The organism is Enterocloster clostridioformis (assembly GCF_020297485.1).
In the GTDB taxonomy this organism is placed as follows: Bacteria; Bacillota; Clostridia; order Lachnospirales; family Lachnospiraceae; genus Enterocloster; species Enterocloster clostridioformis.
The window spans coordinates 5349161-5372997 of the sequence record NZ_JAIWZC010000001.1 but is presented as its reverse complement, the minus strand read 5'-3'; the positions used below and the strand labels follow the sequence as shown (position 1 = coordinate 5372997).

The window sequence follows — 23837 nt, the reverse complement described above, 5'->3', positions numbered from 1 at the left end:
ATGAACTGCGGACCCTGCTGTCTATATTCCTCCCAGATGGTTGCTGAGGTTCTGCATAAATGATATCTGCTTTAACTTTATCATCACTGTCTGCAGTTCGGAACACCGTATGTCTATACAGTCTCCTGCCTTTAATTCCATGGACGTATCCCCGTCAAAGGATACGACCTGACCGCTGTTAAGGACCTTAATCCGAACCTTGTCCTCCGGTGCCAGCACAATGCTCCTGGCATTGAGGGAGTGGGAACAGATAGGTGTCAGCACCATCATCCTGGCTCCCGGCGCTATGACCGGGCCTCCCGCCGAAAGATTATACGCCGTGGAACCGGTAGGCGTGGCTACCAGGACACCGTCTGCCGCGTATTCATTGAGATACTCGTCATTTACATAGACGCTGTAGCGAAGCACCTTCAGAGGATCCTTTCTGGTAATGGCAATCTCATTGAGTGCAATATCCTTTAAAAGGGTCTCTTCCTTCCGCCGCGCTGTCCCGTGTATCATCATCCGCCGTTCCAGCTGGTAGCGCTCATTTAACAGGGACTCCAGGACCGGAGCAATGTCCTCCTGACGGCTCACCTGATTGAGATATCCCAGATGGCCCCGGTTCACCCCCAGCATGGGAATGTTGCGGCCCGCCAAATCTCTGGCAGCCTGTATGAGGGTACCGTCCCCTCCGATTGTTATGACGCACTCCGTATCCCCCGGCACCTGGGCCCCGTCTATATGGGCTCCCCCCCTGGTTCTCTCAGGTGTATGGTGCAGGAGACACTCTGCTCCCTTTGCCTCCAGGTACGCCTTAATGAATACCTGGGCCTCCTGTACATATTCTTTGTCAAGATTGGCAATAATATAAAAATGTTTCATGGTTATGGGGCTCCTGACGTTTTTATACGTTATTTATCCATTTGTGCAAACCGCTGGCCGCTTAATCCAAACACTCGTGGGCCTGCTCCACAATGGCCCGGGCCGATAATTCGTTTTCCTCCTGCCCCGTCTCTTCCTGCGGTTTATTCTGGAGGTACAGAAGATATTCGATGTTTCCCTCAGGCCCCTTGATGGGCGAGAATTCCAGTCCCCGTATGCCCAAACCAATGCTCCGGGCATAATCCATGACCATCTCTATGACCTCAAGATGAACGCTCTTTTCCCTGACAACGCCCTTCTTTCCCACCTTTTCCCGTCCGGCCTCAAACTGGGGCTTTATCAGGCACACCACCTGGCCGTCATCGGTCAGAAGCTGTTTTACCGGTCCCAGCACTTTGGTCAGGGATATGAATGAAACATCAATGCTGGCGAATTCAATGCGTTCCCCGATATCCTCCGGGGTCACGTACCGAATGTTGGTTTTCTCCATACAGATGACCCGGTCGTCATTGCGCAGTTTCCAGGCAAGCTGTCCATGGCCCACGTCCACGGCATACACTTTCACCGCACCGTTCTGGAGCATACAGTCCGTAAATCCGCCGGTGGAAGCCCCTACATCCATACATACCTTACCGGCCAGCTCCACGCCGAAGCGGTTCATGGCCTTTTCCAGCTTAAGCCCTCCCCGGCTGACATATTTAAGGGTGCTTCCCCTGACCTCAATCTGTACTGTCTCCTCAAAGGACGTGCCCGCCTTATCTTCCTTCTGTCCATTGACATAGACTATCCCTGACATAATCAGGGCCTTGGCCTTTTCCCTGGACTCAGCCAGGTTTCTCCGGACCATAAGCACGTCCAACCGCTCTTTCTTCATTACCGTTCTCCTTATACCGAAGCGGCATTTCCCCGCTGCCTTCCGGCTTAAGGGTGCAATGCCGCCTGTGTTATCTAATGCCTGTCAAACCTTTTCTGCCGCCATTTTGTCCGGCTGTCATCTGTCCGTGAGCGTAAATTCACGCTTCCTTCCTGTCCGGAACAGGGCGGATTCCTAATGTTTCCTGGCCGATATAGCCGCCGGCTTTCATGGTCCGTATGATGGAATCACTGTCGATTCTCAATCCTTCCCTTAATATGGACACATTTCCGTGCTCCACATATGCGTCAGGAATGGCAATATTAAGTACCTTTACTTCCGGATAGTTTTCATGTATGAATGCGGTGACCGCCAGTCCGTAACCGCCCTGAAGCACATTTTCCTCCATGGTTACAATCAGGCGGTGCCTCTCTGCCAGACGGGATACCATTTTCCGGTCAAAGGGCTTCACAAACCTGCCGTTGGCAAGGCTGCATCTGTATCCCTCTGCTTTCAGCTTCTGCCGCACATGTTCTCCTGTGCTGACCATGCTGCCCACGGCGAGAAGGGCAATATCCTCTTCCTCGTAAAGCATTTCTCCCACACCGTATGATATGGGCTGTCTGAATTCCTTTAGCCCGCGGTACGCCTCGCCCCTTGGATAACGTATGGCCAGAGGACTGCCATAATCCATGGCAAAGTCCAGCATGGCCCGCAGCTCCCACAGATTCTTGGGAGCCATGACGCTCATATTGGGTATGGAGGTCAGGAAGGAATAATCAAAGATTCCCTGATGGGTCTCCCCGTCGCTTCCCACAAGCCCTGCCCGGTCCACCGCAAAGAGCACCGGCAGGTTCTGGATACATACATCGTGCAGGACCTGATCATAGGCCCTCTGCAGGAAGGAGGAGTAGACCGCCACCACGGGCCTGAGCCCCGCCGCCGCCATGCCTGCGGCAGACGTGACTGCATGGGCCTCCGCGATTCCCACGTCAAAAAACCGGTCCGGAAACTTCTTTCCGAAGGCAGCCAGCCCCGTACCGTCCGGCATGGCGGCAGTAACCGCCACCAATTCCGGATGCTCCTCCCCCAGCTGACACAGCTTTCTGGAGAACACGTCCGTATAGGAAGGATTGGTCTGGGCTGACAGGGATTTTCCCGTCTTTATGTCAAAGGGACCCACTCCATGAAAATAGGACGGATTCTTCTCCGCGGGACGGTATCCCTTACCCTTTTTCGTCATCACATGGACCAGAACCGCGTGATCCAGCTTTTGGGCCTCCCTCAGCACCTTGCAGAGAGCCTGGATATTATGGCCGTCCACCGGGCCCAGATAGGTAATGCCCATATTTTCAAACAGCATGCCGGGTATAAACAGCTGTTTTATGCTGTTCTTGGTGCGTTTGATTTTGTCTATCATGGCAGTGCCCACCACCGGGATCCGGTCCAGAGCGTCTGCCACGCTCTTTTTCAGGTCGTTGTAGCCGCTGCCTGTGCGCAGGCCGTTCAAGTAGCGGGACATGCCCCCTACATTTTCCGAAATAGACATCTTATTGTCATTCAGCACAATGATAAAATTCTTCTTCATCCTGGCGGCATTGTTCAGAGCCTCGTACGCCATGCCGCCGGTAAGGGCCCCGTCTCCAATGACGGATACCACACGGTAGTCCTCCCCCCTGATATCGCGCCCCAGGGCAATGCCCAGTCCAGCGGATATGGAGGTGGAGCTGTGGCCTGTGTCAAAGGAATCGTAGGGACTCTCCTTGCGCTTGGGAAATCCGCTCAGGCCCCCGTACTGGCGGAGCTCGTCAAATTCCGCCATGCGCCCGCTTAATATCTTATGGGTATAGGACTGGTGTCCCACATCCCAGATAACCTTGTCCTCCGGAAGATTTAAGGTCTTAAAAAGGGCGATGGTCAGTTCCACCACGCCCAGATTGGAGGCCAGATGGCCTCCGGTATGGCTGATTTTCTCAATCAGGAAGGTCCGTATCTCCTGGGCCAGTATCTTTAAATCCTCGGGCGGGAGAGCTTTCAGCTCCTCCGGCCCATTAATTTGTTCCAGTATCATAATAACGGTATCTCCAGTCTTACTTCTGACGACCCACCAACGCACGGATTAAGTGCTCCAGGAATTCATTGTTTCCCGGCAGCTTGTTTAACTCCTCAATGGCTTCTGTAGAAATCTGTTCCACATCCTTCTTTGCCTTCTCCAGGCCTTCCAGGGTCACATAGGTCGTCTTCTTATTCTTTTCATCGCTTCCTGAAGGTTTGCCGGTCACATCCTGGCTTCCCGTCACATCCAGGATATCATCCTGAATCTGGAATGCCATGCCGATTTTGGATGCAAGGGACTCCACAATTTTGCAGTCCTCCTCAGCGGCGCCGCCCAGAACAGCGCCAATCAGCATGGAAGCCTCAATCAGCGCTCCTGTCTTCAGACGGTAGATAAAATCCAGCTTGTCCCCCGGTATAGGACCTCCGGCCAGCTCCACATCCACGGTCTGGCCTCCTATCATGCCGTACACGCCGGTCTTATGGGCAAGAATCCCCATAGCCCGCCCAATCCTGGACAATTCGTCCGGGTCAATGCTTGTCTCAAAGGCATTGGCGGCAGTCTCAAAGGCGAACATCATAAGGGCATCCCCGGTAAGCACACCGATGTCCTCGCCGTACTCAGCCCATGTGCTGGCCTTGCCCCTGCGCATCATGTCATCGTCCATGCAGGGAAGATCGTCGTGCACCAGAGAGGATGTGTGTATCATCTCCACTGCCGCCATAAAGGGAATCACGGCTTCCAGAAGGGTGCCTGTAAAAAGCCGGCACATCTCCTGCATGAGCATGGGGCGCAGGCGCTTTCCGCCTGCCTTCATGCTGTAATTCATTGCCTCGAAGATTGTCTTTTGATGGCCTGTTTCCTCCGGAAGATAAGTTCCAATTAACTGCTCAATCTCTGCCGTACGCGCATCAAGTTCCTGTTTAAATGTTTCCTTATCACTCATTTTCATCACCCTCACTCAATATCTGAATCTGTTTTTCTACATTGTCTATCTGACCGCTCAGGGACTTCACCAGCTTCATCCCCGCTTCATAGCAGGTGAATGATTCCTCCAGCGTACTGTCCCCGGCTTCCAGTTTCTTTATAATATCTTCCAGCCGGGCGAAATTCTCCTCAATGCTGGCTTTATTCTCTTCTTTTTCCTGTATATCCGTCTTTTTACGCGGCATCCTCTATCCCTCACTTCCCGGCAGTTTCATGGATTCTGTCTCCACGACCCGGGCGTCCGCACGCCCGTCCTTTACGCTGATACGTATTATGTCCCCAGGCTCCGCCTGTGCAATGGAGGTAAACGCCCTGCCTCTGGCGTCTGTCACAAATCCGTATCCGCCCCCCAGCTTTTTAAGGGGCGACAAACCGTCCAGCCTTCCGGACAGCAGGGCCAGCCTGTGCTTTCCCTCTGTCAGTCCGGCAGCCATCTGCGCCTCAAGGCGCCGTTTCCTGTCCTCCAGCTTAAGCCGGGATGCTCCTAGCTCCTCCTCCATCATCCGTTCCAGGCGGCTCTCCATATCCGCAAGGCGCTGCCGCCTGTCGTTGAGCTGCCGTTCCGGACTTAAAAGTTTTAAGCGCATACCGCACTGGTCCAGCCGGAAATGCAGCTTTTCCAGCCTGCGCTCCATGGAGCGCTCTAACACCTGTCTGTACAGATTCACCTGCTCCACAAACTGACCATAATCAAACACAGCCAGTTCCGCTGCCGCCGACGGCGTGGGCGCCCTTAAATCCGCCACGTAATCCGCTATGGTCACGTCCGTCTCATGCCCCACGGCTGAGATAACCGGAGTAGTGCAGTTAAAGATGGCCCTGGCCACCATTTCCTCGTTAAAAGCCCAGAGGTCTTCGATGGAACCTCCTCCTCTTCCCACAATCAGGACATCTAACCCCATACGGTCCAGAGTCTCAATGCCCTTTGCGATGCTGTACTTTGCCTGCTCTCCCTGGACCAGGGCCGGGTATAATATGAGCTGGACATAGGGATTCCTTCTGGCGGATATATTCATGATGTCACGGATGACCGCTCCTGTGCCGGCCGTGACGATTCCCACCTTTCTGGCATACTTGGGAATGGGCTGCTTGTAACTGCTGTCAAACATTCCCATCTCCTCCAGCTCATTCCGCAGCTTTTCAAACTGGCGGAACAGGTCTCCCTTTCCTTCCCTGGTAATCTCCTTTGCATAGAGCTGGTATCTTCCGTCCCTCTCGTATACATCCACGGTGCCTGACACCGTAACCTCCTGGCCCTCCCTGAGCTCAAAGTCCAGCCCCTTCCTCTGTCCTGCAAACATGACGGCAGCAATCTGCGCGCCGCCGTCCTTCAATGTAAAATAGATATGGCCTGATGTGTGGTACTTACAGTTGGACACTTCCCCCCGAATTGAAATCCGGTTCAGGGCAAAGTCCTGTGTAAACATGTTCCGGATATATGCAGTTACCTGAGATACGGTGTAAACACTTGCCATAAGTCCTGCCTACGCTTCGCTTTCCTTATTCCCCGGTGTATCCTGGGGCTCCTGGGAAACATGAGTTTCCTGGGATGCCTGAATTTCCTGGGAACCCCTGGTTTCCTGGGAATCCTGATTTTCCCCGGAAGCCCTGTTTTCTTCCGGCGCCTTGGCCTCTCCGGCAGCCCTGGCTCCCTTGACTACAAACTTGGCCAGTATTCCGTTTACAAAGGACGGTGAATCATTTCCTCCAAACTTTTTAGCCAGCTCCACTGCCTCGTTGATGGATACCTTCTCAGGAATGGCGTCATCGTAGAGCATTTCATACAGGGCCAGGCGCAGAATGGTCAGTTCCACCTTTCCCATGCGCTTGGTCTTCCATCCGGCAGCTGCCTGGTTCAGCTTCCCATCTATCTCAGGAATCTTCTCCATTATGTTTGCTGTTCTTGCCTGAAGATATTCACTGTCTGCCTCTTTTAATTCTACTTTATGCAATACCTGGAGAATACCCGACTCATCTACATCGTCTTCTTCCGGGGACTGGAAATATTGGCCCAGCTGGGCTATGGCCTCTTCCTGCGTCGGGTAGAAGTCAGCCGAGAACAGCATCTTAAAGCAATGCTCCCGCAATTCTCTTCTGGTCATTTTCTCTGCTTGTACTAAAAAGCGGTGGCTTTCCGTACATTTTCCTTTCTTCGTGATGTCCGCTCCTTCCCTGGCCCGGGCATGTCCTAAATAGCCCGGGGATGAAGCCGCTCTAGATATTATAGCAAACCCAGTGCATAAAAACAATAAAAAATGTATAAAACACTCCCCAGGCAACGCTCCGGGGAGTGCTTACAGATATTATATTAAACCGTGGTTTTATCTGCCTTCATCCATATTGACTCCGGCAATCTTTACATTTACATCCAGCACTGTCAGGCCTGTCATATTCTCAATGGCCGTGCTTACCTTTTCCTGGACCTGCTCGCTTACGGACGGGATGTTGTATCCGTAGCGGATATTGAGGGACAGGTCTGCCGACACATGCTCCTCCGTCACATCCACCTTGACGCCCTTGCTCAGATTCTTCATGCCCAGCTTGCCTACCAGCTCATTGGTGATGTTGCCGGCCATGGAATCCACGCCCTCCACCTCTGTGGCAGCCAGCCCGGCAATAATGGCCACTACCTCGTCCGCAATCTGCACCTCGCCTATCTTCTCTTTCTCGTATAATTTATGGGTACTGCGATTTTCCTCAGACATCACAACTTACCTCCTGTCAAGACTTAATTACTCAAACTTCTCACACCCGATAGTGTGGAGAACCTTGAAAACTCAATACTTTCGTACGGTAATGGAATTTTTCCATATCACAGAAATTTTCCATATCACAGAAGTACAGCCGGAAGAATTCACATCCAGTTTTGTCTGCCATCTGCCAAAATACCTGCAGGATGCACTTCCCAAGGGGCAGGCGGTTGCCTAAAAGCTATTTTGTACGCTAAAGTATTGAGTTTTCAAAGAACAATCCCATTTTAGCTACGGGAAGTTTGAGTTGTTTATTAGTATTATAACAAATTCGGGAGTATATGTATAGGATTAATTTTGACGCCCTTTCTCGGCTTTTTCTTTCAGCTTTTTTCAGCTTTTTCCCGCACAATGGGGATAAGTTCTTCAATGGGCAGCTTTTCCGCGTCATGGAGGCGCAGTCCTAATGGGAGCATGAATGATTCCCCTTTCTTCTCAGCTGTTCACTTACCGCCATCATGCAGGCAGCAGCGCCATGCTGGTTGTCGGTCATCTGTGCCTCACTGATGTAGTACTCCGGGGTTCCGTTGCGGTCCTTCCGGTTATGGGGGTCCGGTCCGGCGCCCAGGCCCGCGCTTGCGCAGATTCCGTGGAGGTGCCAGCCATCCTCCTCTTTTTTAAGCCGGGTACGGCGGATGCCTTCAAGGACCTCAATTCCTTTATCCCAATAGGAATCGCCAAGCATCCCAAGGCGGGCGCCCTTCATCAGGGCATAGGATGTCATGGCGCTTCCCGATGTCTCGGGATAATTGCCTGGAAGGTCAGCATGGTCCACAACCTGGAGGAACATATGGGATTCCCTGTCCTGATACTGCAAAAGGCCATCCAGACCGTTTTTAAGAAGCAACACCAGTTCCTCTGCCCGGGGCGTATAATCCTTTGCCAGCCCGTATACATCCGCCAGCGCCATAAGGAACCATCCTTCTGCCCTGAGCCATACCCCGGGGCTGCGGCCGGTTACCGGATCCGCCCAGTCCGCCTTACGGCTTACATCGCATCCATGCAGGTACAGCCCTGTCTTTTCGTTCCACAGCAGGCAGTGGGTGCTTTGAAACTGGTCCATGATATCATCCCACCGGTCCTCACCGTTTTCCGCCAGGCATTTTGCGTAAAAAGGCATAGCCATGTAAAGGCCGTCCAGCCACACCTGGTTGGGGTAAATGTCCTTATGCCAGAAGTTGCCGGTGGCTGTCCGGGGATAATGTTCAAGAAAAGCATATGCCTTCTCAACCCCGCGGCCATACCGCCCATCCCCGGTCAGGTCCCGGAGGATCCGCAGGGATTTGCCAAAACTGACCTTATCAATATTATTTTCATCCTCTTTCCAGTTGGCAACCCCGCCGTCCTCATCCACCAGCCACTTACCGGCATCAAGGATGTAACGGTTCCAGCGCGGGTTGCCGGTAACATCCGCCAGGAAGGCTGCTCCGGTTACACAGAGGTCATTCTTATAATTCCAGGGCCTTTCACTGAGGAAACGGGGAAATGCCGTTTCCATGTACTGTGAAAAATACTCTAACCACATATCGCTTCAATCTCCTTCACACTCTATAAAATTCACTGGACCGTCAAACGGCCGCTCAGATACCAGCAAAATCAGCGACCCGGTTTAAAATCCCGGCGGCCTCTCCAATGGTAACAGGGCGCCGGGGCTTAAAACATCCGTCCGGTTCCAGGCTCATGAAGCCAAAATACAAAGCGCGGGCCACATTGGTGCCGTAATTATTGTTTACCAATGCCGCATCGGCACAGACAGGCATGGTACAGGAGGCATTGCGGTAATTCACGCCGCAGGCCTGCATGGCTACCGTGGCCATCTCCTGGCGGGTGATATGGCCATCCGGCCGAAGCAGAGACGCATGACCGTCCGGCCAAGGCCGCCTCTCCAGTGCAAGGAACCCATTCCCCACCGCAATTCTCAGCGCCTCACTGCACGACTCACCGTCCTCTCCTCCCCAGCGCAGCGCCGGGTCTGCCAGTGGCAGCAGCATCCCTGCAAGCTGTTCCCGGGTTATGGCTGCGTCTGCCGGTATGGCTCCCGGGAACTCCCACATTCCCCGGCAGTACAGCCGCTGCCACTCATAACCCCAATCACTGCCGGACAGCCCCTTGGGAAAAACCCGGTACTCATGGCTGGTTTCGGTATTTCCCTTATGGTCTGTGACCGTCACCCGTATGAAATCTGCTGTCCCAGGAACAGGGAACTGCTCCCCTTGCCCGGCCTGCTTCCAGGCAGCGCCGTCAGTGGCTGTCTGCCAGCTATACATAAAGTCCATATCCCCGCCGCAGGCCCTTGCTTCGGCCTTTACGGTTTCCCCGTTTACGGGAACGCCAAGGATACGGACACCGCCAGGACGCGGAAAGCTTTTTCCGTTGATTATCACATCGTCAACCACAGGCTCCTTCCAGTTCATGCTGCGCATGGGCCGGACCACCCCGTCTATGCGGATGTTCCTCAAGGTCAGGCCGGTAACAGGAACTTCGTCAAATGCCTCCAGGAAAATCCCGTAATCGCCTCCGTGGGCAATGATGTTTTCAATGGTTATATTGTGGAATACCGGCAGGTCACTGCCATTTCTCCCATCTTCATAAAGCATGGTGCCGTGGACCGCCGCCCCGTGGACATGGTCCATCACACTGTCCGCCAGTATGATGTCCTCCACCCTGCCTCCACGGCGGGCATTGGTCTTTAAGCGGAGCGCATAGGTCAGGTTAGGGCTGCTGAACCGGTTATTGACAGCCAGCACACGGCGGATCCCGCCGCTCATCTCACTGCCAAGGGCAATCCCGCCATGGCCGTCTGCAAACTCATTATTTTCTATTAGTACATTCTCACAGGGTATGTTGGCCATGCGGCCGTCCCTGTCCCGGCCGGATTTCAGGCTGATACAGTCGTCTCCTGTGTCGAACCGGCAATTGCAGATATGTACGCCATTGCAGCTCTCCGGGTCGCAGCCGTCATTGTTGGCGCCATGGCTATACAATGTGACGCCGTCCACCAGCAGGCTGCGGCACATCACCGGGTTCAGCTGCCACATGGGGCTGTTTTTCAGGGTAAATCCCTGAAGGAGCACCCGGCTGCAGCGGATGGGCTGTATGAAATTTGGCCTCAGGTAATGGCCCGGGCCAAAGACCCTCTGCTCAACAGGCACGCCGTCCATATTCATCCGGCGCAGGGCCTTGCGGTCCTCCAGCTGAAGGTCCGGCTCATCATCGGACCAAGCGTCCTCCACCTGATGGTGCCAGTTCCACCAGTGGCCGGAATCCGCTCCCCCGTCCAGGGTTCCTTCCCCGGTAACAGCGATATCATGGGCATCGCAGGCATAAATCAATGGGCTGAAGTTATAACAGGGCGCGGCCTCCCAGTGTGAGAAAACCACCGGATAGTGAAGCTGCGGATTTTCATTGACAAATGACAGCACGGACTCCCTGTCCTGAAGATGAAGCTCCACCCTGCTTTTCAGTTCCAATGCGCCGGTGCGGATTATGCCTCCGGGAAGCATGAGCCTGCCTCCGCCTTCCCTGCTGATTGCATCTATGGCCTGCTGCAGGGCCTGTGTCTGGACAGCCCCGCTGTCAGGAACCACGCCAAACAAACAGGCAGGGAACTCCCGGTCAGGAATATCCGGTCTTTCTATCTGTTTCAGGATTGTCTCCCTCAACTGTAATTTATCCATGGAAAACCTCCTGATTGGTTTTGATTTCTTCATAACTGTCTATTAACTGTCCAAGATGGACAGCCAGATTCTCCCCATGCCATTGGTGGGGCCCTTCGCATATTTCATGAATCACAAGGCCGGGCGCATCTGTCAGCCTGTATGCATTCCGGATAATGTCCACCTGCTCCGCGGCATTGACAATCCCGCGCGGCCCGTTCAGCCTGTCGCCCCGGCAGGACTGGATAAGAAGGGGCCTTGGGGCAATCAGGCTGGCAATATCCCCCATATCCCATTCCCCACGTTCCATAAGGTAATCCACAACGCGCATCAAATCCCAGGCCAGCATTCCGGCCACAGGGATGCCCAGGGGCTCCCCCATATGGGCCAGGCGGTAACAGTCACCCTTCATGGCGGTTGCCGCATCCTTAGTGTCCTCCAGGTCCTCACGCCGCTCCCCGAAGCCACGGCAGTCCGGGCAGACCGCCACATACCCAAGCTTGGCAAGCTGATAGCCGTAGTCATAGTGGTACTGCCGGATTTTATCCCGGACCGGCCCATAACCATCCAGTCCGGCCACTGAATATTTTCCAGCCCCATTATGTCCGGGCGGGCATATGAAGGGGCGGGAGGAGCATCCGGCTCCCGGAGGAACCAGCACGAACATAGGCATCCATACATCCGGTTCCACCTGGATTCTTATGTGTTCCCTCCTGATTCCTCCGGGCAGCAGGAGGACATCCTCCAGAACCGGGGACAGACCGCAGTCCTCCATCTTATCAAGCCCCAAAAGCCCGTGAAGAAGGGACCTTGTCTCTGACCGCCACTGCTCAAACTCTCCTCTAGTGTCTCCCCGGAAGGAATCCCTGCGTGCATACCGGTCAAACTTCCTGAGCATGGAGGGAAGGATGCCATAGCATTGTTCCATCCTGGGCAGGCTGTTATTTGAATCAGTCATCCTTTGCTTCGCTCCCGCCGGCAGCAGGCACCGCGGCCTCTGCTTTTTTCTTCTTCAGATGCTCTGACAAAAGCGGCCAGACAACGCAGAATACGGAAACCAGCAGCAGGGCGCAGGAAAGCGGACGGGTGAAAAACTCCTTATAGCTGCCATGGGCATAGCTGATACCCTGACGGAAATAACGCTCCAGCTTGCTGGACAGGATGAAGGCCAGCACCAGAGGGGAGGTGGGAAGTCCTGAAATGCTCATGAAAATTGCCAGCAGGCACAGGGCAAGCATCACGTAGATGTTAAACATGGTATTGGAAATCCCGTATCCGCCGATGTAACAGATGACCAGAATCACCGTGTACAGGTAATGGTAAGGAACCTTCAGTATATAAGGGAACCAGCGTTTTCCAATAATCTGTACGATGTAAGTCACGATTGCAGCCACCATGACGCAGGCAAAGATAAGCATCGTCAGGTCAGGCTGTTCGGTCATGAACAGGGGGCCTGCCTGAAGTCCGTGGATGGTAAGTCCCGCAATCAGCATTGCGGTAATGCCGTCGCCGGGGATTCCCAGGGCCATCATGGGGATAAGGGCACCACCCAGGGAGGCGTTGTTAGCTGTCTCAGAAGCCCACACACCGGCCGGATTTCCTTTTCCAAAACTCTCCGGCTCCTTGCTGATGCTTTTTGCATAACCATAGGCAACCATGTTGGAGATACCGGAGCCCATACCCGGAAGGAATCCAATCCACAGGCCGGATACAAATGCAAAGGCAATGGTCTTGATATTCTGCAGGATATCCCTTATGCCGATTCCCAGCCCCTTCATATTCACCATGTCGGCTTCCGGCATCATTGCCTCGCCCCTGGCGGAGTCACGGATGATCTGGCACATTGCAAACATTCCTAACATCTGGGCAACCGTACTGATGCCGGAGCTTAAGTATACATTGCCAAAGGTAAAACGGTTGGAACCATTAATTGGGTCCATGCCGATACATCCCATCAGAAGACCGATACCTGCTGCCATGATGCCCTTGAAGATATTTCCCTTGGACAAGGAGGCAACCAGGGTGATGGCGCAGAAACACAGGGAGAAATATTCCCACGGCCCAAGGTGCAGGGCAAATTCGGCAATCACCGGAGAAAGCACGGTAGCCAGGGCCACGGACCCCACCGTTCCGATAAAGGAAGCCGTCATACCGATTCCCAGTGCTTTGCTGGCCTGTCCGTTCTTGGTCATGGGAAAGCCGTCAAAGCAGGTGGCGATTGCGGAAGACGACCCTGGAATACCAATGAGCACAGCGGAAATGAATGTGCCGGACACACCGCCAATCCAGATGGCAAGCAGCAGCACAAAGGATGTCTCAGTGGAAAGGCCAAAGGTAACCGGCAGCAAAAGGGCAATGCCCAGGGTTGCGGAAAGTCCCGGAATGGCCCCGAACACGATTCCCAGGGAAACCATAGCAACAATCAGCAGCAGATTGACTGGCTGCAGGCAGACCATTAACGCACTTACATATTCTGACATTTATCCTGTTCCTCCTTATCCTTATTCAAACAGCCGACCGGCCGGAAGCTTTACCTGAAAGCCAAACACGAACATGGCATAAAGGCCTGCGGTTACCAGCACGGAAATGATGACTGCGGCAACGGGTTTCACCTTGCTGACACCCTTTAAATCATAAATCAGGGCAAAGGCGGCAAAGGGCGTTGTCATAAGGAATCCAAGCCAGGTCATGGCAAAGGCATAGACAATCAGCAGCAGGTAGCTCTTGGTAATCTTAAGGGCGCCGCCTTTTGGAAAATACGGTTTCTCTTCTTTTGCGCGTTCCTTAATGCCCTTGATGATTAGTGCAATTGAACTCATTGAAATCAGTGCGATTGCCACATAGGGCAGAAGGCGCGGGCCCGGCTCCAGAAGCTTGGCTGGCTGCTTGATGGACTGGGCTGCAGACAGGAAGAACGCACACCCCAGAAGGCCCGCAATGCCGGTAACTGTATCTCTGCGCATTTTCATAAATAATTCCCCTTTCTTTTAAAATGTCCCGGGAGATTTCTCCCAGGACATCCGGTACATCGGTACGTGTATATGTATTGCCTGAATATGACAGGCTTACTCCTGAACAAACATATCCAGCTCCTTGGCAATCTCCGCAAACTGGGCATACTCCTCATCGTGGATTTCCTTGGATTCAGCAAGGTCATGCCAGCCTGGTATATTACCAATACCAGCAATACCAGCGCTTACAGTCTCATCCTCACAAACAGCCTTCATGGCAGCGTTCATGTTTGCAACCATGGTCTCGTCCATGCCGGCCGGTCCCAGGAGGTAGTGGTAAATGGACATTACGCAGTCATCAAAGCCCTGTTCCTGAAGGGTCTTGTAGTTGTCCGGCAGCGCTTCCGGATACTTGGAAATGGTAGTCCCGTCAGAGGATACGGTGCCGATTACCTTCAACTTGCCCGCTTTTTCATATTCCTGGGCATTACCAACGCCTACAACACCGATATCAATGAATCCTCCTGCCAGGTTGGTCAGACGGTCGGACTCGGATGCACACTCAACCGAGTTGAGCTCAATGCCAGTTGTGGAGGTCAGCATACCAAAGAGGAAGGTGTTGGCGCCAGCCGCAGGCATACCTGCGTTCAGCTCGCCCGGATGGGCCTTTGCATACTCAACAAATCCCGCGAAGTCATCATATGGAGCATCGGCCGGTACTGCCAGGGTTGAGAAGCCATTGTCCTGCAGGCAGGCAATCAGGGTGAAGTCCTTCATCGGGTTGACCTCTGCATTGCCCGTTATGTACTGGATGTTCAGGGCTGAGGTGGCAACGGTAAGGGTAGTGCCATCCGGTTTAGCCGTGGAAACGGTCTGATGGCCGATGGTATTGCTGTCATAGTTGGTAACGGTTGTCTTCAGGCCGTAAATCCGGTTCAGCCCTTCACTGTAATAACGGATGCCCAGATCGGAGCCGCCGCCTGCCTTGCCAGGCACCACAAGGGTAATGGTCTCCTTTTTAGGAAATCCGATGTCATCTCCTGATGCTGCTTCATCTGCAGAGCCGCCGTCTGCTGCGGTGGCTGCCGCTGTGGTATCACCTGTCCCGGTTTTGCTGCCGCAGGCAGTCATTCCCAGTACTGCTGCTGCCATAACCCCTGTCATTAAGAAACGATACATACTCTTTTTCATAACGTTTTTCTCCTTTTATTCCACTTTTTAGGCAGACTTATTCTGCCTGATTTTAAGAACTGATTCTCAACACACCACCTAGAAGAGACTGGATATATAGGGAAATATTGTATAATCTGTCTAATTTTAACCCTTCGTGTGTTTACATTTTGTATTATATAGTATTTATAAAGAATTTACAAAGCAGATTTAATTATAGCTTTCATACCACTTTAGTTATAGTAAAAGACTTTCTTCTTGACAGTCCGCCAAAATCATATATGATGGAAATAAATCCTGAACTGCAAATGCCTGCAGTTATGGACCGATAGGAGGCAGCCATGACCACACGCCAGCTTTATTACCTTGTTACCATTTCCGACCTGGGCAGTCTTTCAAGCGCAGCCCAGGTGCTGGGAATCTCACAGCCTGCGCTGAGCAAGTTCCTGACCGGGTATGAAGCATCCCTGGGCTTTCTTATATTCCTCCGGTATCACCGCCAGCTGACCCCTACTTCCGTGGGCAGGTACGTGATTGACTGCGCCCAGAAAATCCTGGACGAGCAGACCCGCATGCTGCAGATTCTGCGGGCCGTGACGGACAGCAATCACGCCCGCATACGTCTGGCCACCGCGCCCAACCGGGGAGCCATTATCTACAGCCGTATCTATAACCAGTTCTCACACCGCTATCCGGACATCTCCCTTACGCTGACCGAGCTTTATGCCCGGGACCAGCCGGGCGCCATCCTCCATGGACAGATTGACCTGGCCATCGGTTCAGGCAGGAATTCCGACAAGGTAACTGACCTGCCCATTGCCTATGAGGAGCTGCTGGTATCCCTTCCAGTCTCCCATCCCCTGGCAACAGCGGAGAAAATCCGTCTGTCCGATCTCAGGGATACCCCTTTTGTACTCCAGGGACCCAGGCACAGTATCCGGATTCTGGCAGAGGAGCTTTTTCAGGAAGCCGGATTTAATCCGGTGGTAACCTTTGAATCCAACGACGTCATCCTGGTGGACTCCATGCTGCACCAGGCCGTGGGGGTGGGACTGGTGTCCCAGGCCCATGTGTTTCCCTGTGAGGAGCTGGTTTACCGCTCCCTGGACCCTCCCATCCACCAGACCCTTCATATCCGCTATCCCCTGGGGCATACCCTGACAGAACCGGAACGCTATCTTGCAGGTCTTCTGATTCATGAGCGTTTATCCGATTCCCGCTACAAGGCCATCCCCTCTGCCGAAACAGAGGAGCTGCTTAGGATTGTGGACCAAGACAGCCAGCCCGCGGCCGATGCCATTTCCCCATCCCAAGCAGCCATACGTGCCCACGCAGCCCACTATACGGCCCCTGAACTCAACCTGAATACCCAGCTGCTAAAATACGTCATCGCCATTGTGGACGAGAAGAGCCTGACAAAGGCAGCGGAAAAATATTTCCTTACCCAGCCAGCCCTGTCCCGCCATCTGCACAACGTGGAGGGCATGCTGTGCGCCCAGTTATTCACCCGGGTACATAACCGTCTTAAGCCCACCAATGCAGGTAAGGTGTTTGTCAACTTCGCCCGCAACATCCTTCAGATTGAAGCTGAGATGACTGCCCATATCCATGCATATCAGACCGGACATGGAGGCGGTATTTACCTGCACTGCGACCCAGGGCTGTCCGGTATCCTGCATGGGCAGGTCACGGGCGGTTTCAGCCGGCTCCACCCGGATGTCAACCTGTATATAATAGAAAGCGGCCGCGAAACCGCCCAGGAAGCCATGCTCAATGCATCGGCGGACTTCGGCCTTTACTTTTCCTGCGAGGAGGAGCATCCAATCCTGGACAGCCGCATCCTGGATGAGGATGAGCTGGTGTACTGCTTTGGGACAGAGGATTGCCCGGACCCGGAGCAGGATATCCGTATTCCCGTTCCGGTCTCCACAGCCATGCATCCCCGCCGTATCATGCTCGCTCCTCAAAGCAGCGCCCTGCGCCTGGAGCAGGACCGTCTTCTGGGGGAATGGCCCGGACTGCCTGCCGCGGTTGTATGCGAGGCCCGGCCGGATATCCTGCGGACCCTGTCCATGTGCGGGGCTGCCAGCACCATACTTCCCGCCCGTTCCCTGAATCAGGAAGCCTTATCCCGGTGCAGATCCTTTGAGGAACCTCAGAATTACTATCTGCTGCTGGTCCATCACCCGGGACGCAACCTCCCGGCCTTTGTAAAGGACCTGATCCGGCTGCTGAATGATGCATTTGAAACATATTTTTCCAACCATAACGAATCATAACAAGAAGGCCCATAATGAACCAATTATTCTGTCACCCCGAAACCATTGCAATCAAACGGACAAGGCAGAGGGCTGACTGCAGTAATTTACAGCAAAGCGTCAAAAAGGCTGCCGCCTTTACGGTTCCTCAACCGTTAAAGCGGCAGCCCGGCCTTCTTTATATATCCGGCCTATTCTGCCATATTGAGCAGCGTAATGATAATCTGATCTGCTCCCACCTCTGCCTTGCGTTTCACGATATCCTCAATCTGGGCCCGCTGCGGATCCGTAATGGAAGGCGCATTGATGACCACATCCACCTTATCCTTGGTAATGCTGACAACCGGGTCTGAAAAGCCTTTTGCCATCAGGAGGGTTTCTGCGGCATTTTCTTTCTCGGAAACCTCAGTCAGGTCAATCATATCCTGTATGGCCTTCTGTTTGGCCGCTTCGTCAATGCTGTCACTGTTTATCAGGCTCATCAGTGTCTCTTTGTTCTTGGCGCGCACCTGCTCCCTGCTGAGCTGTACGTTTGCTATGTAATCAGCCACGTTCATGCCGCTGGTCAGTACGGCTTCCCCGGGATTCTCCAATCCTGCCCGGGCGGAGCTGTCCGTATCTGCCGCTGCCATCTGCCCCGGATCGGCTGCCTGGGTAGCCTCCTCCACTCCTGTGCCGTCTCCTGCCTGGGCCAGCTGTCCCTGGTCTGTTCCGGTGTCTGCCGCTGCCTGGGCGCCGTCTGCGCCGCTTACCGCATCCAGGTCAGAAGGGTCCTGGTCCAGACTGGGAATCTCCTGTAGTCCGGCCTGGCCGTTTAAGGAGGCTGCCTGGTTCTCCGCCAGGATATCTTCATCTGAAATGTCCATGGCGCCTGCCTCATACACCCGGTTGCCGCTTGCCAGATCCTTCTTTCCCGCATAGTTCAGATATCCGGCTGCCGCAATCATGACAGCCAGTGTCGTGATGATGATCTGGTTCCTGCGGAAGAGACGTTTCATGTTCATGTCCTTCATGTGCTCTTTTACCTGTTTCATATTCTTGATTTTCATATCCTGCACTCCTTTATTTATTCCACCCTCTTTAATACTTTTATTTTATGTGCCGGCAGGCCAAATAATGCTTCCATGGCCTCAGAAATTTCAGCTTTTACGGTTGGGCTGCCTCCGCCCTCCGCGCTGATAATGATTCCCGATATCTCCGGACTCAGTTCTTTTTCAACAATGGGCGCGTTTGTGCTGCCGCCTGAACCGCCTCCCGATAGTATGGTACTCTCCTGTATCTGATTGTTTGTCACATCCCTGGTGCCGCCCCCTGAATCCTTTTCCTGGGTGGTGCTGGTATTGGTGGAGCGATCCACACGAAGCACCTTTTCGCTGGAGGATTTAAGCACCACCATGACATCCACCTTTCCCACGCCGTCCACGGACTTTAATATATTCCTGATTCTGTTTTCCATCTGGGCTTCATAGGACCCGTCCTCTGATGTGCGGGCTGCCGCCGGATAGGAATCCTCCTTCCCCTCTGACGCGCCTGCCCCATTTCCGTCCGGCCCCTGGGCCATCCCGGTTTTGGAGGCGCCCTGGTCAAAGCCGCTGCCCTCTTTGCTGCCATTGGCATTGTCCTTTGTCCACAGCGGAACCGCCCCGGTGCCGTCTGTCCCGGCCCCCACGGTCTGCTCACCGGCATTCTTGTTCTTTTTGCTTCCTCCGGGCAGGGGAAAGGAGAGAATCATAAGAAGAACACCTATAAGAAGCAATAACAGCCACTTTTCCTTAGTCATTTTTCCACTGAATTTCGATATCCGATTCTTCCAGTCCATAGTACTGCGCCACCTTTCCTGTTAAATGGTTTAATTTTTTATCTGCCACCGCGCCTTTCGCCTCCGCCGTCTTTTCCGGACGCTCCGTTTCCCCGGAATCGCCGGTCTCCTCCCGTTCCGTTATATCCCCTGTTTTCTCCATTCCTCCGTCTTTTGGCGGCTCCTCCAGTTCCACATCCTCGACCTTCACACTGTCAATCCTCCCTGCGTCCACATTCACGGGCCTGCTCCCCGTATAATCCCAGCTGTCGGGCTCCGCCTTCTCCTTCTCCTTCTCCTTCTCCTTCTCCTTCTCCCCGCTGATGACCATACCGATACCTTCAATCTGACCATAACGGCTGCTGTTCCTGTCACCGTCAATCTGTACGCTGGCTCCGGTACATGTAAACCCCTCCGCCCTGGCCATGGCCTCCACATCAGCTGCCACCGCCTGCTCATACTTGCGGATAACCTGGTCCAGACGCCGTTCTTCCATCCCCCAAAGATCCTGTTTCAAGTCATCCGTGTCATTCTGAAAGGAAATGGATTTAAACATGGACGATATCTGCTCATCCAGGTGCAGTCCCCCTGTAAATGGGCTCACCACCAGAAGAATCAGGACCATTCCTGAAAAAAAGCGGATGTATTTGCCATATTTGGAGTCCGCCAGAAGATTATTTACCACTGAAAGAAAAATCATGTAGTATATGATGTTTTTTACCCATCCATAGACAGCTTCCATAGGCATCTCCTTTTATAAAGCACCATAGGTTCCGGCATTTTGCAGTCCGCTCCGTTACGAGGCAAAATAATTTACATTGGTGGACGCGCATGTGACAGCTATGGCTATCATGAACAGAAACATGGAGTAAAGCACAATCTGTAGCAGCAGCTTATGTCCTTTGGACACGCCCGCCACGCAGGACACCACCCGTTTGTCGCACACAGGCTGCATCACGGCGGCCACGCACTGGTACATAACCATGAGGACCGTCAGTTTCATCACCGGAACAGCGGATATAACAGCCAGTACCACCACAGCCGCGGCTCCCATTGTATTCTTAATCAGCACCCCTGACCCCAGAACCATCTGGGCCATGGCTCCCGCCCCCTGGCCCAGCCCCGGAATCATTTCCATGAGCCGTTTCATTCCCGCCTGGCCTGCCGCGTCGGCATAGGGAAGTATCATGGCCTGTATGAGATGAAATCCCACCACCAGCCCGGTTAAGGTCCGCAGACTCCACACCACGGCCTGCTCCAGCAGCTCAGTCAGCTTTGACAGCAGCGCCTCCTTCGCCACATGGCTGCCCAGTACCATGAGCACATAAATCCTGACCATGGACAGCAGGACGGTACTGCACAGCCATTGTACCCCTGTCACCGCGCCCAGCATACACTCATACAGTGCCAAGGCGCTCATGCTGCCGCCGGAAAACGCCACTGCCATATAGTAGGCCGGCATGAGCAGCTTCATGAATTCCAGTATCTGTTCCATCACCTGGGCAGCCACCTGCAGGCTGGCGGAAAAACTGGCTGCCAGACATGTAAACAGCAGGAGATATGTAACGAAAAAACCCGTGTCTGAAATCTGGCCGCCCTTAAATACGGAAGAAACATTGGTAAACACAGCTCCAATCAGACCAATGGCAGCCACCTGAAACAGCATCTGGCCGCCCCTGTCCACCTGCGAGAACAGAGCATTCTTAAGTCCCATTCCGGTCTGTCCCAGGATACCCTTCAGGTTTCCTTTCATCAGCTCCTTCATCAGTCCCCAGAAGGAAAGTCCTTCCATTTCCCCGTCCTGCTGCCCCATAACATCGTCCAGAAACTGCTGAAGCCCCTCCATCTCATCCTGAAGCCCCATATCCTGCAATGCCTGGTCCACGCCTGTCTCTGTGCCCTGAACTTCCGGCTGTCCCCGCCACTGCTCTTCCGGCTGTCCCCGCCATTGTCCCTGCCGCTGCTCCTGCCGCTGTTCTTCCGGCTGTCCCTCCAGCTGCCCTCCCGCCGAAGCTCCGTAAACAGGGCTGCCTGTCCATCCCGGGACACCGGCAAACAGCACCGCAAGCCCCCATAGAACCGCGCTCCTGACTCCCCATTTCATCCATCTCTTCATCCCAAAAATGTCTCCAATGTCCCAAAAAGTGCCAGCAGAATGGGCATACTGATACCCAGAATAGACAGCTTTCCGAATATTTCAATCTGGTTTCCCAGGGAACCGTACCCCGCGTCCTTGCAGATTCCTGACGCAAATTCGGCCACATAGGTGATGCCCACCATCTTAAGCAGCGTCACCAGATATACGCTGTTCACCTTGATATAGCCCTGAATCCGTTCCAGGGCCTCCAGTATATCCTTTAACTTTCCGGTTCCGTAAAAGAAGATAAAGGCGCCTGCCGCCATGACCATGTAGGCGGCGTATTCTCCCTTTAAGCCCTTTAACTGCACCGCCAGCAGGACCGTGGCAATCCCCGCGGCCGCAATGGTAATAATTGTCATATGGTTTCCTCCCTAAAAAGACGCCTTTTACAGCGCAAACAGATTCTTCATTGTCTCAAACAGGTCGTATATGTAAGGTATCATCCAGAATAATACCAGCACCAGTCCGGCCAGACTCGTAAGGAAAGCCTGCTCATCCCGGCCGCTGTGCTTTAATACCTGGCAGATGACAGATACCAGGATTCCTACTGCCGCTATGCGAAATATCAGATTTACACCCATTGCCGTCTCCTCAATCTTCTTAAATATATATTTATAAATGGTTCCTGTGTTTCACAGGCACATCACAATCACAATGCATGTGTCCCTGACTTGTCTCAGAACATTACAATCACAAGAAACATCCCTCCCATGATTCCCAGGCTTGTATACAGCCTGCATTTCTCCCTCTGGTTCTGTCTGAGATAATCAATGGTCAAATCCAGCTGTTCCAGATACAGCTTAAGGGTCCGCTCCTGCATGTCCACATCCAGATATCCCAGATGTTCCCCCAGATGGGCCAGCTGTTCCAAATCCTCCTGTACCAGGGGAATCCGGCCCCCGTCTGTATTCAGGTCCATCACCTGGCGCCTCCATATCTCCTGAAGGGATTCTCCCTCCTGCATATATATTCCCTCCGCCGCGGCCTCAAACAGGCCCCCCAGTGGTCCCGGCTCCCGTTTCCCCACCCGCTCCAGGGCTTCTGCCAGCGGTGCCCGGCTGTATGTAATCTCGCCTTTTAAGAAATATATCATCTGTCTGAGGATCTCCAGCATCCTCAGCCGCCCTTTCCACTGCATGGCAGACCAGATTCCCAGTCCGCCTGCGGAAAACAGCACCAGAATTGCCCCTGTCCACTTAAATGCTGCCATGTTCCGCCTCCTTTACGCTCCCATCCGCATATAGGACATTTCCACCGCCGTCCCATATAGACGCCACATGGCCTGCCGCTCCCCGGCAGTCCAGCAGTATCATCCGCTCAAAGGCTCCCTGGTGAATCAGTTCCCCCACAGCCGGCTTCTGCATGATGTCCTCCAGCGAACTGCCGTGGATGGTGGCTGCCAGAGAACAGCCGCAGTTTCTCACATATTCAATGGCCTGTACATCCTCCCTGCTTCCAATCTCATCCACAGCTATGACCTGAGGCGCCATGGACCTTACTAACATCATCATGCCCTGGCTTTTTGGACAGCAGTCCAGTACATCGGTTCTCATGCCCAGATCGTTCTGAGGCACCCCCTGATAGCAGGCCCCTAACTCAGACCGCTCATCCACCACCCCCACGGACACCCCCGGTATCCTTCTGCCGGCGCGCTGGGTCCTGGGTCCGTCCGAGACCTGGCGGATAATGTCCCGGAGCAGAGTCGTCTTGCCGCACCTGGGCGGCGATATTACCAATGTATTCAGGAAGCGGCCGTCATCCGAATACAGATACTCCATCACCTGGTTGGCACAGCCCTGAATCTGATGGGCTACCCGTATATTGATGAAGGAAATGGATTTCATGAGCCGTATATCCTGTCCAAGAGCCATGGTTCTGCCTGCCACCCCAATCCGGTGTCCGCCCTGTATGGTGATGAATCCCTGACGCAGCTCTTCTTCCGCTGCATAGAGGGAAAAACTGCACATATATTCCACGGTCTCCTTCATCTGAGCCTGACTGACCGTGACGATTCCTGCCCTGGCCCAGTACGGTTCCTGTTCCTGGCAGCGGCCGCTTCCCCGGATATCCCTTACCGGCGGATCGGGAATCCCCACTGCCAGGCTTCCATCTGTTTTAACCGCATATTCCCGGCCGCCGCAGATAAGCAGCAGCGGTTTCTGGGTTCTCATCCGTATCTCCTGCACCCTGTCGAAATCCACGGTAACCTGTCCAAGTATTGTCCGCAGGTCCCTTGGAAATATTTTCAGGACTTCTTCCCTGCCAGCCATAATCTTCACCCCTTTTACCTCAATATATGAAACGTGTCCAAAAATATGACTGGAGCCGAAAAAAAGGCAGCACCGGCCCGTCGG

At 53.7% G+C, this 23837-nt stretch carries 23 protein-coding genes; 1 reads left to right on the top strand and 22 read right to left on the bottom strand.

What is annotated here, in order from left to right; genetic code table 11:
• Nucleotides 1-21: 21 nt before the first annotated feature.
• From LA360_RS26985 to LA360_RS26920, 14 genes are all read right to left on the bottom strand, one after another.
• Entirely contained in the window at nucleotides 22-864 is an 843-nt protein-coding gene (locus LA360_RS26985) for an NAD(+)/NADH kinase (protein ID WP_057572104.1), read from the bottom strand.
• 61 nt (nucleotides 865-925) lie between these two features.
• A complete protein-coding gene (locus LA360_RS26980; RefSeq protein WP_022203036.1) occupies nucleotides 926-1738 on the bottom strand; it encodes a TlyA family RNA methyltransferase in 813 nt (270 codons plus the stop codon).
• A 139-nt stretch (nucleotides 1739-1877) separates the two neighbouring features.
• Nucleotides 1878-3788 (bottom strand): 1-deoxy-D-xylulose-5-phosphate synthase, encoded by a 1911-nt coding sequence (gene dxs / locus LA360_RS26975; protein ID WP_112482471.1) that lies wholly within the window; start codon nucleotides 3786-3788, stop codon nucleotides 1878-1880.
• Between the two features lie 19 nt (nucleotides 3789-3807).
• Nucleotides 3808-4719 (bottom strand): polyprenyl synthetase family protein, encoded by a 912-nt coding sequence (locus tag LA360_RS26970; RefSeq protein WP_022203034.1) that lies wholly within the window; start codon nucleotides 4717-4719, stop codon nucleotides 3808-3810.
• Nucleotides 4712-4945, bottom strand: coding sequence for an exodeoxyribonuclease VII small subunit (gene xseB, locus LA360_RS26965; RefSeq protein WP_002584726.1), 234 nt, complete (start codon nucleotides 4943-4945; stop codon nucleotides 4712-4714). The genes LA360_RS26970 and xseB overlap by 8 nt, the downstream gene beginning before the upstream one ends.
• A gap of 3 nt (nucleotides 4946-4948) precedes the next feature.
• Nucleotides 4949-6235: an exodeoxyribonuclease VII large subunit gene (gene xseA / locus LA360_RS26960; protein ID WP_089775366.1), complete on the bottom strand. Its 1287-nt coding sequence runs from the start codon at nucleotides 6233-6235 to the stop codon at nucleotides 4949-4951.
• Nucleotides 6236-6244: 9 nt separating this feature from the next.
• Complete coding sequence (gene nusB / locus LA360_RS26955; RefSeq protein ID WP_081031197.1) at nucleotides 6245-6862, bottom strand: transcription antitermination factor NusB; 618 nt, start codon at nucleotides 6860-6862, stop codon at nucleotides 6245-6247.
• Nucleotides 6863-7081: 219 nt separating this feature from the next.
• The gene (locus LA360_RS26950; protein WP_002584729.1) at nucleotides 7082-7465 is read right to left on the bottom strand and encodes an Asp23/Gls24 family envelope stress response protein; all 384 of its coding nucleotides are present in this window, start codon (nucleotides 7463-7465) and stop codon (nucleotides 7082-7084) included.
• 448 nt (nucleotides 7466-7913) lie between these two features.
• A complete protein-coding gene (locus LA360_RS26945; RefSeq protein ID WP_112482469.1) occupies nucleotides 7914-9035 on the bottom strand; it encodes a glycoside hydrolase family 88/105 protein in 1122 nt (373 codons plus the stop codon).
• A 55-nt stretch (nucleotides 9036-9090) separates the two neighbouring features.
• Entirely contained in the window at nucleotides 9091-11187 is a 2097-nt protein-coding gene (locus tag LA360_RS26940) for a glycoside hydrolase family 28 protein (protein ID WP_225537717.1), read from the bottom strand.
• Nucleotides 11180-12124, bottom strand: coding sequence for an alpha/beta hydrolase family protein (locus LA360_RS26935; protein ID WP_112482467.1), 945 nt, complete (start codon nucleotides 12122-12124; stop codon nucleotides 11180-11182). The genes LA360_RS26940 and LA360_RS26935 overlap by 8 nt, the downstream gene beginning before the upstream one ends.
• Entirely contained in the window at nucleotides 12117-13646 is a 1530-nt protein-coding gene (locus tag LA360_RS26930; protein ID WP_022203028.1) for a tripartite tricarboxylate transporter permease, read from the bottom strand. Before LA360_RS26930 ends, LA360_RS26935 begins: the two co-directional genes overlap by 8 nt.
• Nucleotides 13647-13667: 21 nt before the next feature.
• A complete protein-coding gene (locus tag LA360_RS26925) occupies nucleotides 13668-14135 on the bottom strand; it encodes a tripartite tricarboxylate transporter TctB family protein (RefSeq protein WP_022203027.1) in 468 nt (155 codons plus the stop codon).
• Nucleotides 14136-14231: 96 nt separating this feature from the next.
• Nucleotides 14232-15308, bottom strand: a complete 1077-nt coding sequence (locus LA360_RS26920; protein ID WP_022203026.1) for a tripartite tricarboxylate transporter substrate binding protein — start codon at nucleotides 15306-15308, stop codon at nucleotides 14232-14234.
• A 320-nt stretch (nucleotides 15309-15628) separates the two neighbouring features.
• On the opposite strand from LA360_RS26920, the gene LA360_RS26915 reads away from it, so the two are divergent.
• A complete protein-coding gene (locus LA360_RS26915; protein ID WP_022203025.1) occupies nucleotides 15629-17566 on the top strand; it encodes a LysR family transcriptional regulator in 1938 nt (645 codons plus the stop codon).
• Between the two features lie 170 nt (nucleotides 17567-17736).
• Here LA360_RS26915 and LA360_RS26910 read toward each other — a convergent pair whose 3' ends face one another.
• From LA360_RS26910 to spoIIIAA, 8 genes are all read right to left on the bottom strand, one after another.
• A complete protein-coding gene (locus LA360_RS26910; protein ID WP_002594025.1) occupies nucleotides 17737-18594 on the bottom strand; it encodes a SpoIIIAH-like family protein in 858 nt (285 codons plus the stop codon).
• A 17-nt stretch (nucleotides 18595-18611) separates the two neighbouring features.
• On the bottom strand, nucleotides 18612-19364 hold the full coding sequence (locus LA360_RS26905) for a hypothetical protein (protein ID WP_002584735.1): 753 nt from the start codon (nucleotides 19362-19364) through the stop codon (nucleotides 18612-18614).
• Nucleotides 19318-20085, bottom strand: a complete 768-nt coding sequence (locus LA360_RS26900; RefSeq protein ID WP_057572102.1) for a stage III sporulation protein AF — start codon at nucleotides 20083-20085, stop codon at nucleotides 19318-19320. Before LA360_RS26900 ends, LA360_RS26905 begins: the two co-directional genes overlap by 47 nt.
• A gap of 54 nt (nucleotides 20086-20139) precedes the next feature.
• Nucleotides 20140-21459, bottom strand: coding sequence for a stage III sporulation protein AE (locus tag LA360_RS26895; protein WP_022203022.1), 1320 nt, complete (start codon nucleotides 21457-21459; stop codon nucleotides 20140-20142).
• Nucleotides 21456-21842 (bottom strand): SpoIIIAC/SpoIIIAD family protein, encoded by a 387-nt coding sequence (locus LA360_RS26890; protein WP_002569681.1) that lies wholly within the window; start codon nucleotides 21840-21842, stop codon nucleotides 21456-21458. The genes LA360_RS26895 and LA360_RS26890 overlap by 4 nt, the downstream gene beginning before the upstream one ends.
• Nucleotides 21843-21869: 27 nt before the next feature.
• Nucleotides 21870-22064 (bottom strand): stage III sporulation protein AC, encoded by a 195-nt coding sequence (gene spoIIIAC, locus LA360_RS26885; protein WP_002569682.1) that lies wholly within the window; start codon nucleotides 22062-22064, stop codon nucleotides 21870-21872.
• A gap of 95 nt (nucleotides 22065-22159) precedes the next feature.
• Nucleotides 22160-22693: a stage III sporulation protein AB gene (locus LA360_RS26880; RefSeq protein WP_089775368.1), complete on the bottom strand. Its 534-nt coding sequence runs from the start codon at nucleotides 22691-22693 to the stop codon at nucleotides 22160-22162.
• Complete coding sequence (gene spoIIIAA, locus LA360_RS26875; RefSeq protein WP_022203020.1) at nucleotides 22680-23753, bottom strand: stage III sporulation protein AA; 1074 nt, start codon at nucleotides 23751-23753, stop codon at nucleotides 22680-22682. The genes LA360_RS26880 and spoIIIAA overlap by 14 nt, the downstream gene beginning before the upstream one ends.
• Nucleotides 23754-23837 lie beyond the last annotated feature (84 nt).

Bases quoted from the DNA above. Each gene is read 5' to 3' on its own strand.
- LA360_RS26880 (WP_089775368.1), bottom strand. From the start codon at position 22,693: ATGGCAGCATTTAAGTGGACAGGGGCAATTCTGGTGCTGTTTTCCGCA.
- xseA (WP_089775366.1), bottom strand. From the start codon at position 6,235: ATGGCAAGTGTTTACACCGTATCTCAGGTAACTGCATATATCCGGAAC.
- xseB (WP_002584726.1), bottom strand. From the start codon at position 4,945: ATGCCGCGTAAAAAGACGGATATACAGGAAAAAGAAGAGAATAAAGCC.
- LA360_RS26970 (WP_022203034.1), bottom strand. From the start codon at position 4,719: ATGAGTGATAAGGAAACATTTAAACAGGAACTTGATGCGCGTACGGCA.
- LA360_RS26930 (WP_022203028.1), bottom strand. From the start codon at position 13,646: ATGTCAGAATATGTAAGTGCGTTAATGGTCTGCCTGCAGCCAGTCAAT.
- LA360_RS26895 (WP_022203022.1), bottom strand. From the start codon at position 21,459: ATGAAGAGATGGATGAAATGGGGAGTCAGGAGCGCGGTTCTATGGGGG.
- spoIIIAC (WP_002569682.1), bottom strand. From the start codon at position 22,064: ATGGGTGTAAATCTGATATTTCGCATAGCGGCAGTAGGAATCCTGGTA.
- LA360_RS26920 (WP_022203026.1), bottom strand. From the start codon at position 15,308: ATGAAAAAGAGTATGTATCGTTTCTTAATGACAGGGGTTATGGCAGCA.
- LA360_RS26910 (WP_002594025.1), bottom strand. From the start codon at position 18,594: ATGAAAATCAAGAATATGAAACAGGTAAAAGAGCACATGAAGGACATG.
- LA360_RS26945 (WP_112482469.1), bottom strand. From the start codon at position 9,035: ATGTGGTTAGAGTATTTTTCACAGTACATGGAAACGGCATTTCCCCGT.
- LA360_RS26950 (WP_002584729.1), bottom strand. From the start codon at position 7,465: ATGTCTGAGGAAAATCGCAGTACCCATAAATTATACGAGAAAGAGAAG.
- LA360_RS26905 (WP_002584735.1), bottom strand. From the start codon at position 19,364: ATGGACTGGAAGAATCGGATATCGAAATTCAGTGGAAAAATGACTAAG.
- LA360_RS26935 (WP_112482467.1), bottom strand. From the start codon at position 12,124: ATGACTGATTCAAATAACAGCCTGCCCAGGATGGAACAATGCTATGGC.
- LA360_RS26980 (WP_022203036.1), bottom strand. From the start codon at position 1,738: ATGAAGAAAGAGCGGTTGGACGTGCTTATGGTCCGGAGAAACCTGGCT.
- LA360_RS26890 (WP_002569681.1), bottom strand. From the start codon at position 21,842: ATGACAATTATTACCATTGCGGCCGCGGGGATTGCCACGGTCCTGCTG.
- LA360_RS26925 (WP_022203027.1), bottom strand. From the start codon at position 14,135: ATGAAAATGCGCAGAGATACAGTTACCGGCATTGCGGGCCTTCTGGGG.
- LA360_RS26985 (WP_057572104.1), bottom strand. From the start codon at position 864: ATGAAACATTTTTATATTATTGCCAATCTTGACAAAGAATATGTACAG.
- nusB (WP_081031197.1), bottom strand. From the start codon at position 6,862: ATGACCAGAAGAGAATTGCGGGAGCATTGCTTTAAGATGCTGTTCTCG.
- spoIIIAA (WP_022203020.1), bottom strand. From the start codon at position 23,753: ATGGCTGGCAGGGAAGAAGTCCTGAAAATATTTCCAAGGGACCTGCGG.
- LA360_RS26915 (WP_022203025.1), top strand. From the start codon at position 15,629: ATGACCACACGCCAGCTTTATTACCTTGTTACCATTTCCGACCTGGGC.
- LA360_RS26900 (WP_057572102.1), bottom strand. From the start codon at position 20,085: ATGGAAGCTGTCTATGGATGGGTAAAAAACATCATATACTACATGATT.
- LA360_RS26940 (WP_225537717.1), bottom strand. From the start codon at position 11,187: ATGGATAAATTACAGTTGAGGGAGACAATCCTGAAACAGATAGAAAGA.
- dxs (WP_112482471.1), bottom strand. From the start codon at position 3,788: ATGATACTGGAACAAATTAATGGGCCGGAGGAGCTGAAAGCTCTCCCG.